14 protein-coding genes are annotated in these 16,031 nt (G+C 67.9%); 10 read left to right on the forward strand and 4 right to left on the reverse strand.

From position 1 onward, the window contains the following. The first annotated feature begins 4 nt into the window (after positions 1-4). The gene (locus NP4_RS01520) at positions 5-781 is read left to right on the forward strand and encodes an ATP-binding protein (RefSeq protein WP_147287812.1); all 777 of its coding nucleotides are present in this window, start codon (positions 5-7) and stop codon (positions 779-781) included. Between the two features lie 10 nt (positions 782-791). Continuing rightward, on the forward strand, positions 792-1,325 hold the full coding sequence (locus NP4_RS01525; RefSeq protein WP_067991897.1) for an LOG family protein: 534 nt from the start codon (positions 792-794) through the stop codon (positions 1,323-1,325). Here the strand turns inward: NP4_RS01525 and NP4_RS01530 are convergent, their stop codons facing one another. Further along, positions 1,326-2,201, reverse strand: coding sequence for an LLM class F420-dependent oxidoreductase (locus NP4_RS01530; protein ID WP_067991900.1), 876 nt, complete (start codon positions 2,199-2,201; stop codon positions 1,326-1,328). A gap of 424 nt (positions 2,202-2,625) precedes the next feature. On the opposite strand from NP4_RS01530, the gene NP4_RS01535 reads away from it, so the two are divergent. From NP4_RS01535 to NP4_RS01570, 8 genes are read left to right on the forward strand one after another with little or no spacing between them, the layout of a single operon-like run. Further along, positions 2,626-3,675, forward strand: a complete 1,050-nt coding sequence (locus NP4_RS01535; protein WP_067990689.1) for a 3-oxoacyl-ACP synthase III family protein — start codon at positions 2,626-2,628, stop codon at positions 3,673-3,675. 11 nt (positions 3,676-3,686) lie between these two features. After that, positions 3,687-4,586 (forward strand): beta-ketoacyl-[acyl-carrier-protein] synthase family protein, encoded by a 900-nt coding sequence (locus NP4_RS01540; protein ID WP_067990691.1) that lies wholly within the window; start codon positions 3,687-3,689, stop codon positions 4,584-4,586. Further along, positions 4,583-6,247 carry a fatty acid CoA ligase family protein gene (locus NP4_RS01545; protein WP_067990693.1) on the forward strand — a complete coding sequence of 555 codons (1,665 nt, stop codon included), beginning with the start codon at positions 4,583-4,585 and terminating at the stop codon, positions 6,245-6,247. The genes NP4_RS01540 and NP4_RS01545 overlap by 4 nt, the downstream gene beginning before the upstream one ends. Continuing rightward, positions 6,244-6,522: a hypothetical protein gene (locus tag NP4_RS01550; RefSeq protein ID WP_067991904.1), complete on the forward strand. Its 279-nt coding sequence runs from the start codon at positions 6,244-6,246 to the stop codon at positions 6,520-6,522. The genes NP4_RS01545 and NP4_RS01550 overlap by 4 nt, the downstream gene beginning before the upstream one ends. Further along, entirely contained in the window at positions 6,519-7,559 is a 1,041-nt protein-coding gene (locus tag NP4_RS01555; protein WP_067990695.1) for an NAD-dependent epimerase/dehydratase family protein, read from the forward strand. Before NP4_RS01550 ends, NP4_RS01555 begins: the two co-directional genes overlap by 4 nt. Beyond that, entirely contained in the window at positions 7,556-8,749 is a 1,194-nt protein-coding gene (locus NP4_RS01560) for a peptide synthetase (protein ID WP_067990697.1), read from the forward strand. The genes NP4_RS01555 and NP4_RS01560 overlap by 4 nt, the downstream gene beginning before the upstream one ends. Further along, on the forward strand, positions 8,746-10,854 hold the full coding sequence (locus NP4_RS01565; protein WP_067990701.1) for an MMPL family transporter: 2,109 nt from the start codon (positions 8,746-8,748) through the stop codon (positions 10,852-10,854). Before NP4_RS01560 ends, NP4_RS01565 begins: the two co-directional genes overlap by 4 nt. Before the next feature lie 60 nt (positions 10,855-10,914). Then, a complete protein-coding gene (locus tag NP4_RS01570) occupies positions 10,915-12,003 on the forward strand; it encodes a GGDEF domain-containing protein (RefSeq protein ID WP_067990704.1) in 1,089 nt (362 codons plus the stop codon). Here NP4_RS01570 and NP4_RS01575 read toward each other — a convergent pair. The 3 genes from NP4_RS01575 to NP4_RS01585 all read right to left on the reverse strand — a co-directional run bounded on the left by NP4_RS01575 (position 12,000) and on the right by NP4_RS01585 (position 15,889). Then, positions 12,000-13,367 (reverse strand): PepSY-associated TM helix domain-containing protein, encoded by a 1,368-nt coding sequence (locus NP4_RS01575; protein ID WP_082875494.1) that lies wholly within the window; start codon positions 13,365-13,367, stop codon positions 12,000-12,002. The genes NP4_RS01570 and NP4_RS01575 overlap by 4 nt on opposite strands. A gap of 213 nt (positions 13,368-13,580) precedes the next feature. Continuing rightward, positions 13,581-14,165: a hypothetical protein gene (locus NP4_RS01580; protein WP_082875435.1), complete on the reverse strand. Its 585-nt coding sequence runs from the start codon at positions 14,163-14,165 to the stop codon at positions 13,581-13,583. 65 nt (positions 14,166-14,230) lie between these two features. Next, positions 14,231-15,889, reverse strand: coding sequence for an acyl-CoA synthetase (locus tag NP4_RS01585; RefSeq protein ID WP_067990706.1), 1,659 nt, complete (start codon positions 15,887-15,889; stop codon positions 14,231-14,233). Positions 15,890-16,031: the final 142 nt, after the last annotated feature.

Here is a 16,031-nt window from a genome sequence, read left to right on the forward strand (position 1 = left end):
CGCGGTGTCCGAGATCCGATGGGAGAAGCGCCGCACAGCCGAGGCACTCGTGGTCCGGCCGTGCGGACGTCTGACCGCGTCCTCCTATCGCGTATTCACCGACGCCCTGGTGAAATTCGCGATCGACGAACCCCGCGCGCTGATCGTGGAACTCGACGATCTGCATATCGTGGCCGAACCGCTGCTGGCCGCCTTCCCCAGCGCGTGGATGCGGATCAGCCAGTGGCCGTCGGTGCCGATCCTGCTGATCGCCGAACACGCCCCGCTGCAGCGCTGGCTCACCGCGAGCGCGGTGAGTCGATTCGTCCCCGTCCACAGCACCTTGACCGAGGCCCTCACCGCCGTCGACGGCCCGCCCCTGCGCCGCCGCGCCAACACCGGACTCATCCCGACCGGCAATTGCGCTCAGCGCGCCCGTCGCTTCGTCTCCGAGACCTGCGATCAGTGGGAGATCCCGAATCTCTGTGTCGCGCAGGCTCGTCTGGTCACCACCGAACTGGTCGAGAACGCCTTCCTGCACGCCCGCGACAACGAGGAGATCGGCCTGCGCCTGGAATCGTGGGATCACCGCCTCACTGTCGCGGTCACCGACGACGATCCCCGCGAGGCCGTACTGCGTGAACCGAAACCCGGCGACGACCGCTTCTACGGTCTCTACGTCGTGGCCCGCGCCGCGACCGCCTGGGGTTGCGCACCCCGCTGGCCCGACGGCAAGGTCGTCTGGGCCACCCTCCCGGTCGATCGCACCCGCCCGCATTGGCGATCGCATCACGGCTCATAGAGTGGTGCGGGTGGATATCTGCGTCTTTCTCTCCGCCGCCGAACTCGATGAGCGCTACACCGGACCCGCGCGGGAATTCGCCGAAATGCTCGGCAAGGGCGGGCATACGCTGGTGTGGGGCGGGTCCGATGTCGGACTGATGAAACTCGTGGCCGATGGCGTCCAGGGCGCAGGGGGACGGCTGGTGGGGGTGTCGGTGGATTTCCTGCGGCACAAGGCGCGTGACAATGCCGACGAGATGATCATCGCCGCGGATCTGGCGGAGCGGAAGGCGCAGCTGCTGGCTCGGGCCGACGCGGTGGTGATCATGGTCGGCGGCACCGGGACCCTGGACGAGGCGACCGATATCCTCGAGCTGAAAAAGCATGGGCTGCACAGCAAACCGATCGTGCTGCTCAATACCGCCGGATTCTACGACGGGCTGCGTCAGCAGCTCGAGCGGATGGACGCGGAGGGTTTCCTGCCGCGTCCGCTGGGGGAGCTGCTCTACTTCGCCGACGACGGGGCCGACGCGCTGGAGTATCTGACACGGACGGTGAACTAGCTAGCCGAGTTCGGCGAGTCGCCGTGCGGTCGGGGTCATATCCTCGACCCAGGCCGCCGGGGACCCGACGCGCGGGATTATGAGCACGGTCTCGTGAATGCCGAGCTCGGCGTAATCGGCCATCGCGCGCACGAATTCATCGCGCGTATCGGGGGTCGGCTGCAGCATGGGTGCGATCGTCGTGCGGATCTCGGCGTAGTCGCGGCCGACCGCGTCGCAGTGCCGCCGCAGCACGTCGAGCTTGTGCGCGACCACCTCGGGGGAGGTGGCGAGGAGATTGCAGGCGTCGGCGTACCGCGCGACCAACCGCAGGGTTCTACGTTCGCCGTCACCGGCGACGAGTACCCGCGGCCGCTGGATAGGCTGTGGCGAGCACAGTGTTTCCGCCAGTTGATAGTGCTTGCCGTCGAACGGCCCGTTGTCCTTCGGATCCCACATCTGCGCGCAGATGCGCAGCGCCTCCTCCAGTCGCTCGAACCGCTCGGCGGTGGACGGGAAGGGAACACCGAGACCGCGATGTTCGCGTTCGAACCAGGCCGCGCCCAGCCCGAGTACGGCCCGGCCGCCGGACAGGACGTCGAGCGTACTCACGATCTTTGCGAGCAGGCCGGGATGGCGATAGGTCACCCCGCTGACCAGCATGCCGAGCGGGATGGTCGAGGTGTGCGCCGCGAGATAGCCGAGCGTCGTATAGCCCTCCAGCATGGGCGATTCCGGCGGCAGCCCTGTGATCGGAACTTGGAAGTAATGGTCCTGCAACGACAACCAGGCCGCACCCGATGCCTCCGCCGCGGCGGCGATCCGGGCCAGCTCGCCCGCCACAGTCGCCGAGCCGCCGTCGAATTCGAATTTGGACACATGAAGGCTGAATTCCATCCACAGCACCTTAGGTCATCGGTGAATCACCCTGCGGCCGTACCGAGTCCACGGCACAGGGCGGCCGCGGCGTCGGCGCGGATCCGGCGCGAGACGTCGGCGTCGGTCAGGTAGGCGGGCCGGAAGCGATCGTGAACTCTCTCACAATGAAGCTTCACTTTGAGAGCAAAAGATCATGAGTCGCGAGGATGTCCGAATGTTTGCCCGACGCTCCATCCATCGGTGATTCTGGGTACCCCGCACCGCAATTTTATGTAGCCGAGAGATCGCCAGTTAACGAGACTTTCGGTTACAGAGACTGGTCGCGCTGTAAATGGTCGGATGAATGCCGGGTATGCGATTGGCGGATAGCTAAGTTACGCTCGGGTAGCAACGTTGCTCAGCTGGAATTCCGGTCGTAATCCATCCCATTTCAGGAGGCGACGTGTCGCATTCTCGCTTCGAATCCATAGGCGCGTATCTGCCGGAGAAAAGCGTCAGTACCGCAGATTTGGTGTCCCGCCTGAAGGTTCCTCCCGCATTCGATCTCGAAAAGATCACAGGTGTTTTGGAGCGGCGTGTGCGCAGCACCGAGCCGGATTCCCCCGAGGACTCCTTCAGTCTGGCGATCAAGGCGGCCGAGGACTGTCTTTCCAGGTCGCAGTACGCTGCCGCGGATTTGGATGTGATCATCTCTGCCTCGATCACGCGGAGCAAGGATGGCAGCCGCATATATATGCAGCCCACCCTCGCCTCGTCGATCGCGAAACATCTGGGCGCTCGCAAAGCCATAGCCTTCGATATATCCAATGCCTGCGCCGGCATGCTCACCGGTACCTACATTCTGGACCGGATGATCCGCGCGGGAATTGTTCGAAACGGTCTGGTGGTCAGCGGTGAGGCTATTACGCCGATTGCCGACACGGCCGTCGAGGAGATTTCCGAGAAGTACGATCTGCAATTCGCGTCGCTGACCGTCGGCGATTCCGGTGCGGCCGTGGTACTCGACCGCTCGGTCGACGAACGCGACCGTATCGAATACATCGAGCTGGTCACGGCCTCGGAGTTCTCACATCTGTGCTTGGGCATGCCCAGCGACAAGAGTCAGGGCATCGCGCTCTACACCGACAACCGCAAGATGCACAACGAATCGCGGTTCGTGCTGTGGACCGACTCCCAGCGGCAGTTCTATGTCGAGCGCGGTACCACCTTCGCCGAGGAGAAGTTCGACTACATCATCCACCACCAGTTCGGCGCGGCCGCGATTCCGTACATGAACGCCATCGCCGAGCGGGAGTTCGGCGCTCCGATGCCGCCCGACCTCAATGTCATCTCCAAATACGGAAACACCTCCAGCACCTCGCACTTCATCGTGCTGCACGATCACCTCAGCCGCGAGGAGATCCCGGCCGGATCGAAGCTGCTGCTGGTCCCCGCGGCGTCCGGCGTCGTCGGCGGGTATCTGTCCACCACGATTTCGTCTCTGAAGGTCTAGGGGTTTGGCATATGGGCGTACGCATCAAGTCCACCGGAATCAGCCGCGAGAGCGACACATTCAGCATCGTGGACCACAGTGGTCGCGCGGCGCGACACAGCCTGGAACGGGCGGGAATCCGGCCCGATCAGGTCGGCGTGCTCATCAACGCGGGCGTCTTCCGGGATTCCAATACGGTCGAACCGGCGGTGTCGGCGCTGATCCAGAAAGAGGCCGGAATCGGCCTGGACTACTCCTACGGCGATCCCCGCTCGTTCTCCTTCGATCTGATGAACGGCGCGGTCGGCGTGCTCAACGCCGTCCAAGTGGCCCAGTCGATCCTCGCGGTCGGCGGCGTCGAGCATGTGCTGATCGTCTCCGGCGACACCCATCCGTCGCTGGCCCGCTCCGCGGCGGACGACGAATTCCCCTATGCCACAACGGGAGCCGCGCTGCTGCTGGAGCAGACCGAGGAGCCGGAGGGTTTCGAGCGGGTGCATATCGTCGCGGGCGAGGGCTCCCCGGCGATCGAGTCCTATGTCGACGTCAACACGATGGGCGCTATCGGGCGGACCCTCATGACCACCGAGCGCGAGCCCGATTTCGAACAGCGGCTGCTCGACGCGGCCACCGAGGCGGGCCGGGCCGCACTCGGCGAGAGCGATACGACCGGTACGGTGCTGATCGCCTCCACGCCGACCCGGGAATTCCCGCGCGCGCTGGCCGAGCGGCTCGGCATCGCCGAGATCCGGACCCCGGATCTGTCGGCCGGCGATCCGCACACCGCCGCCCTGCCGCTGGCCTACGATCTTGCGGTCGAACAGGATTCGCTGCGTGAGTTCACCCGGGTGTTGTTCGTCGCGGCCGGCGCCGGACCGTCGGCGGCCGCGGTGCTGTACCGGCTGCCCGCCCCGGTCGGGGCCCCCGCGTGACCGTGGGAACCTATTGGCGCGCCGTCGACCGGTTCCGCGCGGTGGTCCAGGCCACTCCGGACCGGGAGGCGGTGCTGTACCCGCAGGGTTCGACGGCCGGGCGACTGCCAGACTATCACTCGCTGACCTATCGGCAGCTCGACGACTGGTCCGACGCCATTGCCGAAAGGCTCTCCGCCGCAGGCGTTTCCAGCGGCACCCGCACCATCGTGCTGGTGCTGCCGAGCCCGGAGCTCTACGCGATCATGCTGGGGCTGTTGAAGATCGGCGCGGTACCGGTGGTGATCGATCCCGGTATGGGTGTGCGCAAGATGCTGCGCTGCCTGCAGGCCGCCGATCCGCAGGCGTTCATCGGCATACCCCAGGCTCACGCGGCGCGCGTGCTGTTCCGCCGCTACTTCCGCGGCGTGCGCACCTCGGTCACGGTGGGGCGGCGCTGGTTCTGGGGCGGGGCCGAGCTCGCGAACTGGGGCCGCACCCCGACTGGATCGCTACCCGTCCGCACGCCAGCGCCCGACGCCGAACTGCTGCTGATCGCGTTCACCACCGGCAGCACGGGACCCGCCAAGGCGGTCGAGCTCACCCACGGCAATCTCTCGGCGATGGTCGACCAGGTCGACGCGGCCCGTGATCGGATTCCGCCCGGGACCTCGCTGATCACCCTGCCGCTGGTCGGAATTCTGGATCTGCTGCTCGGATCCCGCTGTGTCCTACCGCCATTGATCCCGAGCAAGGTCGGCTCCACCGACCCCGCGCATGTCGTGGACGCGATCAACCGATTCGGCGTGCGCACCATGTTCGCCTCGCCCGCGGTGCTGATCCCGCTGCTGCGTCATCTGGAACAGGGCGGCGCGAAACTGCCCGGTCTGCGGAGTGTCTTCTCCGGCGGCGCGCCGGTGCCGGACTGGTGTATCGCGGGTCTGCGCGCGGCGCTCGATCCCGAGGTGCGGATCTACGCCGGTTATGGCTCCACCGAGGCGCTGCCCATGTCGACCATCGAATCGCGGGAGCTGTTCGACGGGTTGACCGAACGCGCGCATCGCGGCGAGGGCACCTGCATCGGACGCCCCGCCGAGGGCGTGCGTGCCCGTGTCGTCGAAATCACCGACGATCCGATTCCCACCTGGGACGAGGTCCGCGAGCCGAGCGCACCGCACGGCATCGGCGAACTCGTGGTGGCCGGGCCGAATGTCAGCACCCGCTATTACTGGCCGCGCTCGGCCAACGAGGTCGGCAAGATCGCCGAGGGCGAGGTGATCTGGCATCGCACCGGCGATCTGGCCTGGATCGACGAGCAGGGCCGAATCTGGTTCTGCGGCCGCAAATCTCAGCGCCTGGTCACCGCCGCGGGTCCGATGTTCTCGGTGCAGGTCGAGCAGATCTTCAATGTGGTGCCGGGCGTGGCCCGCACGGCGCTGGTCGGTGTCGGTCCGCGCGGTGCGCAGCGGCCGGTGCTCTGCGTGGAACCGGAGCCGGGCGCCGACGAATCGGCGGTCGCGCTCGCGCTGAAGGAGCGCGGGGCCGAATTCGATATCACCGCGACGATTTCGGAGTTCCTGTTCCACAGGTCGTTCCCGGTCGACATCCGGCACAACGCGAAGATCGGACGGGAGCAGCTCGCCGCGTGGGCGGCGACGCGCAGCGGATCGGAGCGGTCATGAAAACCATTGCACTGCGGTCGATTCCGGTGCTGGGCTGGATCTATGTCGGCCTCGGGCTGGTTGCCGCGGGGACCGGGCGCGGACCGCGCGGTCCGATCCTGCGGGCGCTGTGGTGGATCGATGTCTTCCTCAGCGTGGTCGTGCATGCCGCGCAGATCCCGGCCGCGTTGCGCGCCGCCGACGGGACGGGACGTTCCCCGGTGCGGACCGCCGTCCTGACCCAGATCTTCGGTCTCACCTGGTGGCGTACCCAGACCGAAGGGAATGCGCGATGAGAGCATTGGTGACCGGCGCGTCCGGATTCCTCGGCGGCGCCCTGGCGCGGCGACTCGTCCGCGACGGCGAATACAAGGTCTCGGTCCTCGCCAGGCCGACGAGCGATCTGCGCGGGCTCGACGCGCTGGACGGCATCGAGGTCGTCTACGGCGATCTCGCCGACGTGGCCTCGCTGCGCCGCGCGGTCACCGGCGTCGACGTCGTATTCCACAGCGCCGCACGGGTGGACGAGCGCGGTACCCGCGATCAGTTCTGGGACGAGAACGTGCGCGGCACCCAGCGGCTACTGGCCGCCGCCCGGGAGGCGGGCGCGTCGCGATTCGTCTTCATCTCGAGCCCGAGCGCGCTCATGGACCGCGACGGCGGCGATCAGGTGGATGTCGACGAGTCGATTCCGTACCCACGGCACTATTTGAACCTGTACTCGGAGACCAAGGCCGCCGCCGAGCGCGCCGTATTAGCCGCCGACGCAACGGATTTCACCACCTGCGCGCTGCGGCCTCGCGCGATCTGGGGTGCGGGCGACCGGTCGGGCCCGATCGTGCGGCTGCTCGGCCGCACCGCCGAGGGTAAGCTGCCGGATCTGTCCTTCGGACGCGACGTGCACGCCTCGCTCTGCCACGTGGACAATATCGTCGACGCCTGCGTCAAGGCGGCCGACTCCGAAAAGGTCGGCGGCAAGGCATATTTCATCGCCGACGCGGAGCGCACCGACGTCTGGAAATTCCTGGCCGAGGTCGCGGGCCGACTCGGCTACGCCGCACCCAGCCGCACCCCGAACCCGCGGGTGGTCGCCGCCGCCGTCGCGGTGATCGAGACGGTATGGCGAATTCCCGCCGTCGCCCGGCGCTGGTCCCCGCCGCTGTCGCGCTATGTCGTGGCGCTGATGACCCGCACCGCGACCTACGACACCGGCGCGGCCACCAGGGATTTCGGCTATCACCCGGTCGTGGATCGCGAACGCGGCCTGATCGAATTCCTCATCTGGCTCGACGGCGTCGGCGGCGTCGAAACGCTCACCCGGAGACTGTCATGAACACTGCCTTCCGTCGCCGCGTCTCCCCGACCGAGCGGATGTATTTCCCCATGCGGGAACTGGCTCCGCCGTTTCTCATGCAGCTCGAATTCACCGGCAGCGGCGCACTCGATCCCGATGAGCTGCGCCGCGCGGTCGAGATCGCCTCCGCGGCCTGTCCCGGGGCGCGACTGGTGCGCGCGGGCCGCGACTGGGTCGACAGCGGAATCGCCCCGGCGGTGCGCGAGGTCACCGGGCACACGCTGGGATATCCACGCCTGGAAGCGGATCCGGTGCTCACCAGCCCGATCGGCCCGACCCGGGACACCACCTGTGAGGTGCTGCTGCTGACCGGGGAACCGACCAGCGTGATCTTCCGGGTGTTCCACGGTGTGATGGACGGCATGGGCATGGTGACCTGGGCGTTGAACGTCTTCCGGGCACTGCGCGGAGAACCGTTACGGCATATGCCCGATCCGATCGCCGATCGGGAACTGGTGCGTCGGGTGGGTGCGCCGGGACGGCCGACGCCGATGCTGCCGCGCTTCCGGGCCGCGGTCGGGCACGGTCGGCAGGACCCCGGGCTGCCCCGGCATCTGTTGCGGCACCGCACAATTCACGCGACCGGCTCGGGGGCGGTCGCGCGGGTCGCGGCACTGCTGGCCGTGCAGGCCGGTACGGTACAGCGGATCATGGTCCCGGTGGATCTGCGCCGCCACGACCCGGATCTGCGTTCGACCGCGAATCTGGCCCTGCCGCTGTTCCTGGACGTCGAACCGGGGCAGGACTGGGCCGAGATCAACGAGGCCAAGCGCGCCGGGCTGCGGCAGCGGCTCGAGCTGAACCAGATGGCCAGCAGCGGATTGGCCAATTTCCCCGACGCCCTGAGCCGCGGAATTCTGCGCACCACCAACTGGCTCGGCTCCCGCTATGGCCGAAATCTGGCCTCGGCCACCGTCTCCCATATGGGCCGCTTCGATCTCGACGAACTGCGCGTCTCCGGATTCGCGCCGCGGACCGTGCGGGTGCTGCCGCAGCACAGTGTGGCCATGCCGCTGCTGTTCGGCATGGTCGAATCCGGCGGGCGCACCGAGCTGACCGTCTCGGCGCGCAACGGCCGCGGCGTGGAGGATCGGCTCGAGGCGCTACTCGACCTGATCGCCGCCACGCTGGAAGTCGAACTGCCGCAACAGGATTCCTCGGCCGCATGAGAGCGTGGGCGTCCCTCGTCGCGGCCCGTCCCCGGGTGGTGCTGCTGGCCGCGATCGGTATCGCGGTGCTGGCCGGGCTGTTCGGCGCGGATCTGCAGAGCCGGGTCAGCGCGGCGGGTTTCACCGATCCGGGCAGCGATTCGGCCCTGGTCGACAGCGTCGTGCGGGAGCGGCTCGGCCCGCAGAACCCGGATGTGATCGCGATCTACACCGTGCCGCAGGGTCAGACGCTCACCGAACTCGGGCCGCGGGTGCAGCAGGCCGTGGCCCGGGTGGATCCGGCGCTGCTGGCGCAGCGGGTGGACACCTATTGGAACAATGTGCCGCCGCGACAGGGCTTTCTGCGCTCGCCCGACGGCCGCCACGCGCTGGCGGTGGTATTCGCCGCGGGCGATGACAATCAGCGCGTCGCCTCCTTCCCGAAAATTGCCGAGGCGCTGCGGATTCCGGGCGTGGAGACCCGATTTTCCGGATACAGCGCACTGGCCGACGAGATCAGCAGGCAGTCGCGTCACGATCTGGTGCTGGCCGAATCCGTCTCGCTGCCGGTCACTCTCGCGATTCTGGTGCTGGTATTCGGCGGCGTGATCGCGGCCGCCCTGCCGGTGCTGGTCGGCGTGCTCGCGGTGCTGGGCTCGCTCGGCGCGGTCGGACTGATCGCGCGCTACACCGAGGTGAGCATCTTCGCGGTGAACGTCGCCTCGCTGCTCGGCCTCGGATTGGCCATCGACTACGGGCTTTTCGTGGTGAGCCGCTACCGCGAGGAGCTCGCCGCCGGACATGCCACGCCCGCGGCGGTCGGGCGCGCGCTGGCGACCGCCGGTCGCACCGTGGGGTTTTCGGCCCTGCTGCTGGTGTGTGCGTTCGCGGGGACCTTCGTCTTCCCGCAGGCGGTGCTGCGTTCGCTGGGTTACGGCGCGATCGCGGCGGTCGTACTGGCCGCGATACTGTCGCTGACCGTGCTGCCCGCGGCGCTGCTGTTGCTCGGCCCGCGGATCGGGAAGTGGACCTGGCGCGCGGACGCGTTCGAGCGCGGCGAACGGCGGGCGGCGCGGTTCTGGGGCCGGGTGGTCGACGCGGTCCTGAAGCGCCCCGGCGTCGTCGCGCTCGCGGTGACCGCGCTGCTGCTCGGGCTGGCCACCCAGCTGGCCGGGGCTCGGCTCGGGGATATCGACCACACCGCCCTGCCCGCCGGAAATCCGGTGCGCGCCACCGTCGACGAGCTCGCCTCGCGGTTCCCCGCCGCGAGTTCGGGGATCACCGTCCTGATCGACGGCGGCGGCGTCGACCCGGTGAGCCGGGAGATCGGCGCGGTGCCGGGTGTCCATCAGGTCGTGCGGCTGCGCGGCGACGGCGACAGCGCCATCCTGCACGCCGCGCTCGACGTACCCGACCGTTCCGAATCCGCTAGCGAAATCGTCACGCGCATAAGACAACTCGACCTCCCGTCGGGAACCACGCTGCGGGTCGGCGGTGAGTCGGCGGCCACCGTCGACAGCGTGCACGCCATCGTGTCGCGCATGCCGCTGATGATCGCGGTGATGGTGGTCGCGACGCTGCTGCTGTTGCTGCTCGCCTTTCGCTCGCTGGTGCTGCCGATCAAGGCCGTGCTGATGGCCTTCCTCAGCCTGGCCGCCACCTTCGGCATTCTGACCTGGGTCTTCTTCTACGGTCACCTGGCCGGGGCATTGCACGTCAGCGTCGGGCCGCTCTCGGCGGGCATGCTGGTGCTCATCATCGCCGTGGTCTTCGGCCTGTCCACCGATTACGAGGTGTTCCTGCTCTCGCGCATGGTCGAGGCCCGGCACGAGGGCGCCGACACCGCCGGGGCGGTGCGGATCGGCATCGTCAAGACCGCGCGCGTGATCACCGCCGCCGCAACGCTTCTCGTCTTCATCACCGGCGCGTTCACGCTGTCGCCGCTGACTCCGATGCGGTTCCTCGGTCTGGGCATGATCATCGCGCTGATCATCGATGCCACCCTGGTTCGCATGCTGCTGGTCCCGGCCCTGGTGAAGCTGATGGGTCCGCTCAACTGGTGGCCGGGCGGTGTGCGGACGTCGCGGTCGTCACGCCTGAGCGAAACGTCGATGAGCCGCGTTTAAGCTAAGGGTCGAAGAAGTCTTCGTAATCGTTTGCGTACCGCTGAGCACAGGGGTCGTCGCATGGATTATCGAGAGTTGGTTCGGTCCTGGTGGCACGACGGTGATCGTCAGCATCTGCTGGTGAAGACGATCGCCTCCCACTCCGCGCTCGCGGCGATGCGGGCGGTGGTCTGCTCCGGTGGGGCGATCGGATTGGCGGTCACCATCGCGGTCGCCTTGTCCGCCGAGACCTCCGACCGTCCTGCGGGTCACACGATCGCGCTGCTCTGCGTGGCCGTATCCGCCTGGTGGACCGTGCGCTGGTTGTTCCCGCCGTGGCCGGACAAGGTCGAATCGGCCGTCGCGATCGCGGTCACCGATCTGTTTCTCGGTGTCCTGTGCCTGGTGAGCGACAGCTATCTGGCCAAGGGCGCCGCGGTCTACCTGTTGGTGGTTGCCGGAATCTACTGCGTATTTCTGCACAGCGCGAAGGTGCTCGCCGCGCATGCGGCCTGGTCGATGGCATGCGTCATCGCGGCCGCGATACCGCATCTCGCGCCCGGAACCATGCCGATGGCCGTGGCCGCGATCGTCGTGGCCGTCATCGTCAACGCGGTATTGCTGCCGGGAATGCAGTTCAACTACTGGCTGCTGTGGACCGATCTGCTGTCCGACGGTTTGACGAAGCTGTGGAGCCGACGAGGACTCGAGTTCCACGCCGCGGCCGTGATCGATCGGTCCGGTCCCGAACCGGTCTACGCGATCATGATCGATCTGGATCGATTCAAGGACGTCAATGACCGCTGGGGTCACGTCGTCGGCGATGAAGTGCTGCGTAGCACTGCCGATTGTCTACGCCTGGCGGCCCCGCCCGACGCCGTCATCGCCCGCATCGGCGGCGAGGAATTCGCTGTCTTCGGCCGCCTGCCCGGTACGGACGCGCACACCATCGCGGAGCGAATGCGCCGGACCATTGCCGACTCGACGGTGCCGGTGGCCGTCACCGCGAGTATCGGCGCGGCCGTATTCGCCATAGCGGCCGCGCGTCAGGCTCGCCCGCGCCGGATACTCGAGGATCTGCTGCAGCGCGCCGACACCGCGATGTATCGCGCGAAACAACGCGGTGGCGACGCGGTCGAGATGGACCACGGCCGCATCGCGGCGGGCTAGGCCGCGGCTGCCTCGCGTCGCCGCCGCACAGACCCCACGATCACATCGACGAGCAGAAAGCCCAGCAGACTCCAGCCGACCAGCGGCGCGAACCATCCGATGAGAACCGCACCCGCGGCCAGCGGGGCGAGGATACGAATCGGCGTGCGCCGCAATGCGCCTCGCCGCGGGGCCCGGCCCAGTGCGAGGGCGCTGCCGGAGCGGGTCGGCCGCCGCTTCCACCACATCAGATATCCGCGCGCGATCACCGTGATCAGGGCGATCATCGTGATCAGCAGCAGCACCTGATTGGCCAGGCCGAACAGGATGCCCATATGCAGCGCGATACCCCAGTTGGTGAGCTTGGCCATCAGCGGCCAGTCGCGGTAGCGCAGGGTGTCGACGACATCGCCGGTCGCCCCGTCGATCGCGATGGCGTCCTGGGTCAGCACACCCGGCAGGCGGCGCTCCTTGGCCACGAACGCCACCCCGTCCTTCGCCGGAACCGAGATCTCGAGCGGACCCTCGACGCCGTGCCCGCGCGCCACCGCGAGGACCTTGTCCACCTCGGCCGCCCGATCGGCGGGAACCGGTGCGCCCATGCGATGCCCGCCGCCGTGCTCGGCGTGTTCGCCGTCCGCGGGCGCGGGTGCGGCCGATCCGGGCAGCGCGCTGCTCACCACGGGCGTGGTCCAGCTCAGCTGCGCACGCAGTGCGTCGACATGTTCACCCGCGTAGGTCGACCAGGTCATACCCGTCGCGGACAGGAACAGTACTGGCAGCAGCACCCACATCCCCACGGCGCCATGCCAATTCATCGTCCGCGCGCGGCCGTCGCGGGAGCGATCCGGCCGCAGCAGCCAGCCCGCCGAACCGCGCTCGCGGCGCGAGCGCACCCGCCGCCACCACAGCGCCAGCCCCGCGAGCGCGATGATCCACAGCCACGACGCGGCCAGTTCGCTGTAGAGCCGCCCCGGCTGACCCAGATGAAGATCCTTGTGCAGCACATCGATCCAGGTGCGCATGGGCAGCGCGCCCGCACTGCCGTACACCACCGCGTCCCCGACCGGCCGCGCGTCGGCCGGATCGATGAATACCGCGCGCCGCTCGGATTCGCCCAACGTCGGATCGGTGAAGATCACCCGCGTGGTGTCGCCGGGGTCCTGCGCCGGGGCCACCGCGGCCAGGGCGAGGTCGGGCCGAATCGCGGTCGCCGCGGCGATCTGCTCGGACAGGGGCCGAGCGGGTCCGGTCGAATCGACGTGCAGCAGATCGCGATTGGCGATCGACTCCAGCGTGGGCGAGATCGCGTACAGCGCGCCGGTCAGCGCCGCGATGAGGACGAACGGCGCCACGAAGACACCGGCATAGAAGTGCAGTCGCATGGCCAGCGCCTGCACTGCGCTGCGGGACCGCGATTTCGGTTTCAGGGACGGTGTGGCGACCGGGTCATCGATGATGCTCAAGGGTGGTGCTCCTGTTCGAGGGCACCCGTTCGAAGGATCCGTCGCCGAAACAGCCCTCGGACATCCCGGGCGGCAGCCGCCGGGACGCGAGTGTTGACGAATTCTGTTGATACGAACGGGTATCGGGTGAAATCAGACTCGAACGAGCAGCGGCGGACCGCGGGTGCGGAAGGTGTCGGCGGCGAGGACGCGCAGGACGACCCGATCGCGATGACCGATCCGCGCGAGTGCGGGGCCGCAGATCTCCGGGGTGCCCAGTAGCCCCGGCAGCACCCGGGTCAGGACGCCGGTGACGATCCGGTAGGCGGCCTCCGCGCCGAGAATCACCACGGCCGCGCCGATCGCCGCGGCCACGTGCGCGCCGAGCATGGCCGGGGTCCACAGCGATCGAGCGTGCGGCATATGCATCATGCCGATCGACATCGCGGTGTGGCCGAGCAGTTGTCCGCCGAGCAGGGCCACGACCAGACCGATCGCGGTGTCGCGCAGCGTCCCCACACTCGTGACCAGCGTGCCGATCACGGCCGCGCCCGCCACGAGCAGCGCGACGGTGCCGGAGGATACGGGCATCCCGCCCGAGGCCCAGCCGTGCGCGGCCACCGAAAGCGCCCCGGAAACCGATCCGGCCGATGCCCCGCGCAACCGCGCCTCGGCAACCGGGCGCGTGCGCGCCGCCGCCGTGTCGCGGGCCGGGGATCGGCCGGAGTCGATGAGCACGCGCTGATGATAGCCGACGGTTTACGCCGTAATTCCCGCTATCACAGCATGATTCCGGATGGAATCTACTCGGCCGCGACTTCCATTTCCGCCAGCGGCTTGCGCAGCAGTTTCCCGGTGGCGTTGCGCGGCAGTTCGTCCAGGAAGATCACCTCGCGCGGCACCTTGTAGCGGGCGAGGTTGGCCTTGACGTAATCCTTGATCTCCTGGGCGTCGCGTCCGGATTCCGGGCCGGGAACGACGAAGGCGCGCAGGCGCTTTCCGAACTCCCGGTCGTCGACGCCGATGACCGCCGCCTCGAGGACATCGTGCCGGTTGGCGATGAGGTGCTCGACCTCCTGCGGGAAGACGTTCTCGCCGCCGGAGACGATCATGTCGTCGTCGCGGCCGTCGATGAACAGCAGGCCGTGCTCGTCGAAATGGCCGACATCGCCGGAGGACATCAGGCCGTCGACGGTCTCCTTGGTGCGGCCGTCGGTGTAGGCCTTGAAGGAGTGGGCGTTCTCGATGAAGATCGTGCCCGTCACATTCGTCGCGGTGATGCGCTTGCGGTTCTCGTCGTAGAGCGCGAGGCGGATGCCGACCGGCGGCTTACCCGCGGTGCTCGGCGCGATGCGCAGATCCTCGGGCGTGGCCACGGTGATGATCGCGCATTCGGTGGAACCGTAGACGTTGTAGAGCACATCGCCGAAGTAGTCCAGGCTGCGGGTGACCACGTCCGGCGGGATCGCCGAACCCGCGGCGAAGATCATCTTCAGCGACGACATGTCGTACTTGTTCAGCGTCTCCTGCGGCAGGTCGAGCATGCGCTGCAGCATGGTCGGCACCACGACCAGCGAGGTCGCCTTGAACTCGGCGATATTGGCCAGCGTCTTCTCCGGGTCGAAGCGACGCTGCTGGAAGATGATCCGATTGCCCAGGGCCAGGCCGAGGGTGAACTGCGACAGGCCGGTCGCGTGGAAGACCGGCGCGGCCATCACCATGGAACCGTTGCGCGGGATCGGAATCCGGTCCAGGAACTGCGCGGAGATGAACGGGCTGACCTTGTCGCGCGGCGCGCCCTTCGGGGTGCCGGTGGTGCCGCTGGTCAGGATGATCATGCCGCCAGGCTTCTCCGGGGTCGGCACGGGATCGGGCGACTGTCCGGCGCTCAGCGATTCCAGCGTCGGGGTCGACGGGTCGACCCTGTCCTGCTCGTCCACCCAGGTCAGCACGCGCGGGATAGCCGCGGGGATCGCGCTCATCAGCTCCACGAACTCGCTGTCGTGCAGCACCGCCTTGACCTTCTCGCGGGCTGCCACATCGGCGAACTGCGGTTTGGCGAAGCCGGTGTTCATCAGCACCGCGCGCACGCCCAGCTTGCCGGTCGCGGTGAGCGCGAGCACCATGCCGCGGTGGTCGCGCGCCAACAGCGCCACCACATCGCCCTGCCGCAGCCCCTGCGCCGCCAGCCCGCGGGCCAGCTGATTGGACTGCGCGTTGACCTCGGCGAATGTCATCTCACCGAGCTCGTCCACCAGCGCGGCCGCATTCGGCGTGATCTGCGCGGAGTGCATGAGGACACCCGCGAACGGGCCGTATTTGCCGACATTCAGCGCCGAGCGCAGCGCATGATCCGGACGCAGCGGGTTGAACAGGCCGCGCTTGCGCATGGCATTGACACCCAGAGCGAGATCTCCGGCTTTCCGGAGCGCAGTGCTTGCTGACGGAAGGGCAGTTGACATAGGTACAACCTTCCGCGATACCGCCGGTGGCTGGCGGACCGCAACATCGAGATCCAGTGCAGCGCTAACCCTAGCAAGCACCTGGCTTCCGCTGTGGTCAGCGTCTCTGTAACCGACAGTAGCGTTATAACTCACCGATTGC

The organism is Nocardia pseudobrasiliensis NBRC 108224, assembly GCF_001613105.1.
Taxonomy (GTDB): Bacteria; Actinomycetota; Actinomycetes; order Mycobacteriales; family Mycobacteriaceae; genus Nocardia; species Nocardia pseudobrasiliensis.